At 69.5% G+C, this 2015-nt stretch carries 1 protein-coding gene; it reads left to right on the forward strand.

What is annotated here, in order from left to right; all coding sequences use genetic code 11:
* The coding region (gene addB, locus EOA36_RS34350; protein ID WP_127281121.1) for a double-strand break repair protein AddB at nt 1-2015 on the forward strand (2015 nt) is incomplete at both ends.

Here is a 2015-nt window from a genome sequence, read left to right on the forward strand (position 1 = left end):
CACGTGCCCTGCGCGGCGTGTTCGTCGACAGCCTGAAGGCGCGTGGCGGCGGCGGTTCGGCGATCCTGCCGGTGATCCGTCCGCTCGGCGAATTCGACGAGGATGAAGCCTTGTTCGAGGCCGAGCCATCGGCGGCAATCGATCTGGCGCCGCCGATCGCCGCCACCGAACGGCTGTTGCTGCTAACGCCGCTGGTGCGGGCGTGGAAACGCCGGTTGCCCGCCCATGTCGCGGCGCTCTTCGCCGAGGAGATCGTTGTGCCTGCCTCCACCGCCGACGCGATCTGGCTGGCGCGCGATCTGACCGGACTGATGGACGAGATCGAGACGGAAGGCACCGACTGGGCCAAACTTGCCGGCCTGGTGAGCGGGAACCTTGCCGGATGGTGGCAGGTGACGCTCGAATTCCTCGGCATCGTCACCGATGCCTGGCCGAAATTCCTCGAAGAAAGCGACCGCTCCAACCCGGCAGCGCATCGCAGCGCCTTGATCCGCGCCGAGGCCGCGCGGCTGCGGCGCAATCCGCCCGCCGGGCCGGTCATAGCCGCGGGGTCCACCGGTTCCATCCCCGCCACGGCGGAGCTGCTTGCGACCATCGCCGGCCTCACCGGTGGCGCCATCGTGTTGCCCGGGCTCGACCAGTTACTGGACGAAGCCTCCTTCCAGGCGCTCGTGGCGCCAGGCGCGCGTCCAGCCGTGCTTGGCCATCCGCAATACGGCCTGGCGAAGCTGATCGGCAAGATTGGCGTGCTGCGCGGCGATGTCGAGGAGATCGGCGCGGCCGAGCCGAAGCTCGCGCTCCGCGCGGCCCTTGTCGGCGAGGCGTTGCGGCCGGCCGAGACCACCGAATTGTGGGCGGAGACGCGAAACGGGTTTTCAGCGTCCGATATTGCCGCCGCCTTCGCCGACGTGACGCTGCTCGAAGCGGCAAGCGAGCGCGACGAGGCCGTCGCGATCGCGGTCGCACTCAAGCAGGCCGTGGAAGAACCCGGCCAAAGGGCCGCTCTCGTGACCGGCGACCGCGCCCTGGCGCGCCGCGTCAGTGTCGAGCTCAAGCGCTTCGGTGTCGTTGCCGACGATTCCGGCGGCACGCCGCTTTCCAACACGCCGGCGGCCAGCCTGCTCAGGCTGGCGCTCGAGGCGGTGTTCCGGCCGGGAGATCCGGTCGGCCTGTTGTCGCTGCTCAAGCATCCATTGCTCGGCCTCGGCCTGGAACGCGGCGATGTGCGCCACGCGGCGGAATTGGTCGAACTGGTGGCGCTGCGCGGCGGCACCGGCCGCCCCGACATTGCGTCGCTGCCGGACCTTTTCGAAGCCCGCCTCACCGGCCTTGGCGATGACAGCCGGCCGCCCTTCTGGTTTGCGCGGCTGACCGTGCGCTCCATCGAAGGCGCGCGGAATTTGCTTGAACGTCTCAAGCAAGCGCTGGCGCCGCTTTCAGCCTTTCGGGGCCAGGCGGAAGCCGGCCTTGCCGCGCTGGTCGAGACCAGCGTCGTTGCCCTGGAGAATCTCGGCAGTTCCGCCGATGGCGGCCTTGGCGAACTCTACGCCGGCGATGCCGGCGAAAAGCTCGCCGACCTTTTGCGCGGGCTGGTCGCGGCTTCGGCGCCGCTGTCGTTCGCGGCAATCGAATGGCCTGACGTGATGGAGGCGCTGATCGCGCCCGAGACCGTCAAGCCGGCGCAAGGCACCGACAGGAACATCGCCATCTGGGGCGCGCTGGAAGCCCGGCTGCAGCATGTCGACACACTGGTCATCGGTGGGCTCAACGAAGGGGTCTGGCCGCGCAAGCCGGAGAGCGACCGCTTCATGTCGCGGCTGATGAAGACCGGCATCGATCTCGAACCGCCGGAGCGGCGCATCGGCCTCGCCGCGCATGACTTCCAGATGGCCATGGGTGCCAGGAAGGTGCTGCTGGCGCGCTCGGCGCGCGCCGGCGACGCGCCCGCCGTGCCGTCGCGCTGGTTGCAGCGGCTGCTCACCTTCATCGGCAACGACCAGGCGACAGCGCTGCGC

Source organism: Mesorhizobium sp. M8A.F.Ca.ET.021.01.1.1, assembly GCF_003998025.1.
Classification (GTDB): domain Bacteria; phylum Pseudomonadota; class Alphaproteobacteria; order Rhizobiales; family Rhizobiaceae; genus Mesorhizobium.